The sequence below is a fragment of the Polaromonas sp. P1_E1_2 genome (assembly GCF_056406035.1).
In genome coordinates this window covers 1-2,203 of record NZ_JBFUAZ010000675.1, presented here as the reverse complement: position 1 = coordinate 2,203, position 2,203 = coordinate 1, and the positions used below count along the sequence as shown (strand labels likewise).

3 protein-coding genes are annotated in these 2,203 nt (G+C 62.4%); all 3 read left to right on the top strand.

Going from position 1 to position 2,203, the window contains the following annotated elements; translation table 11 throughout:
* Positions 1–112 precede the first annotated feature (112 nt).
* The 3 genes from AC1D1P_RS21580 (at position 113) to AC1D1P_RS21570 (ending at position 2,179) form a co-directional block, all read left to right on the top strand.
* Positions 113–1,240, top strand: coding sequence for an MFS transporter (locus tag AC1D1P_RS21580; RefSeq protein WP_477674380.1), 1,128 nt, complete (start codon positions 113–115; stop codon positions 1,238–1,240).
* 52 nt (positions 1,241–1,292) lie between these two features.
* Positions 1,293–1,799 carry a hypothetical protein gene (locus AC1D1P_RS21575; RefSeq protein ID WP_477674379.1) on the top strand — a complete coding sequence of 169 codons (507 nt, stop codon included), beginning with the start codon at positions 1,293–1,295 and terminating at the stop codon, positions 1,797–1,799.
* A gap of 116 nt (positions 1,800–1,915) precedes the next feature.
* Positions 1,916–2,179, top strand: coding sequence for a hypothetical protein (locus AC1D1P_RS21570; RefSeq protein ID WP_477667213.1), 264 nt, complete (start codon positions 1,916–1,918; stop codon positions 2,177–2,179).
* Positions 2,180–2,203 lie beyond the last annotated feature (24 nt).

The window sequence follows — 2,203 nt, the reverse complement described above, 5'->3', positions numbered from 1 at the left end:
CACGGACCGCGTTCAACGGAGGCAGGCGAGGCAACATGTGTGCAATTTTCTCACACGTGCCGCGCACTAATATCGTTTGTCGGGAGAGGCGGCCCTGCGCACCATACAAGCCATGCAACAGATCACGGCTTCTACTTCCGACCGCAACTCGCGCCATGCCGCCATGGTGCTCGGGCTCTCACTTCCGGGGGACACGGTGCTCTACCTGCTCCTGCCGATGTTCGCTCCTGCGTTTGGCGTCACCTTGCCCGAAGCGGGCATTCTCCTGGCCGCCAACCGCCTGGTGCGAATAGCGGGCTACGCAGCGGTGGCAAGGTTTTACGCCCGCAACGGTGAACGGCTCACCTGCTCACTGGCGGCGCTAGCGGCCGCGGTGTGCGCACTGGGCTACGCGATGCTGACCGGGTTCGTCGCCCTGTTGTTCTTGCGGCTCTTGTGGGGCCTGGCCTTCGCAGCCCTGAACCTGGCCACCCAGGCATTGGCCACTGCCGAACCGGCGGGCGCTGCGCGTCGGGCAGGGCGGTCCCGCGCATTCACGGCACTGGGGCCCATGCTTGCTTTGCCATTGGGCGGGGTGTGTGCGCTTTGGTTTGGCCCCAAAGTTATTTTTTTCCTGTTCGCGGCTGTTGCGTTGAGTGCCTTGCTCGTCTCGCGGCAGCTGCCAACCGCCGCGCATGCCGAGCCGGCACCACGAAAAACAGGAATCAGGCTTCCGGGCGGGCTGGACATCTTTTCCTTCACGGAAGGCCTGGTGCTGGACGGCCTCTTCATCATCGGCCTGTCTTATCTGGGCCGTGACCTGTTGCCCGGCAACCCGGTCATCGTGGCCGGGCTTCTGCTGTCGGTCCGCTACCTGGCGGAAATTGTCTTGAGTTCTGCCGGCGGACACATGGCTGAAAAGCATGGCGTCGAAGTTCTTCTGGTGACCTTCTCCGTGCTCACTTCTGTTGCCCTGGTGGGCTTTGGTTTCGGCTGGCTGTGGACTTGCGCACTTGCCATTGTGGTTTTGCGTGCCTTGCTGTTGCCGCTGCTGCCGCCGCTGGTTGCACTGCGCACGCCGGGGCCCGGACGCATACAGGCTCTCGCCACACGCTCGGTCTGGCGCGACATGGGCGCCGGCGCAGGCCCGGTGCTGGCCGGCCTGTTKTTGCCCATCGTGCCCTCCGCATGGATTTACGGCGTTGCTGCACTTCTTCTTTCGGTCACCGCCATGGCCTGCCTGAGGCAGCGCAGCAACTGAGCGCGCATCCGATACCACTTTTTTCATTCCCTCTTCTTTTGGAGATTTTCACTTGGACATTCACCACACACTCATCAATTGCGCCGGGGGCACGGTCGCGTTACCAGTCAGCCCGATGAACCATCGAAGCGATGGCGGACATTTGCTGGTCAATCCGCCCCGGCCGGTGTGGGAAAGAAGTGAACTGACCCCCGATGAACTGGCGCTATGGGCCTGCCTGGTCGCAGCCACCGCAAGAGCCATGCTGGAAACACTGCCCCAGCTCGCCGGAGGGTGCCTGAACTACTGGGAGGCCGGTAACAACGCGCTCAACGAACTGGCGCATCCACCCGGACCAAAAACCCCCCAGCTTCACCGGAAAATGCATCTGCATATCTTCGGAAGAAGCCCAAAAGCGAGTCACCCCGATTGGCAATGGGGCGAACCACCGCAGTTTCCAAAATTTGCTTCATCCAAAACCTGGGCGGCTCAGTTCAGCCGTCTGGAGGCGGACGAATGCGAGGCCATAACAAAGAGGCTCGAAGTGCTGTTGGCAACCAGGTACGCGTTGGGCTCTTAAACGCGCTGCGCAGGCGGCCGATGCGTGCCCGCCACACGACGCGAATTTCTTCCCGTGTCACACAACTGCCATTGAACTGACACGAACGCGTCACCCCCGGCTCCCAGAATCACGCCATGACCAGCATGACGGAGCACCCGATGAATGACGGACAAGCGCAGGGCCCCAGCCGCACCTTGAGCAGCGGCATCCAGGACTTCAACAAGCAGTGCCTGCGCATCCTGCGCTGCACCGCACAAGCCCTGGCAAACAGCCCTGGCGGCTTGCGTTTCAAGGCGGGCACCCGGCCCTGGCTTGAGGGTCTTTCGAATGCGCGGCCGATGCTGGCCGCCGGTTTGGGGCGACGCGACAAGGTGGTTTCGCTGACCGCCGGTGATTGAGAGTCAAAGCCCCTTTTTTGGGGC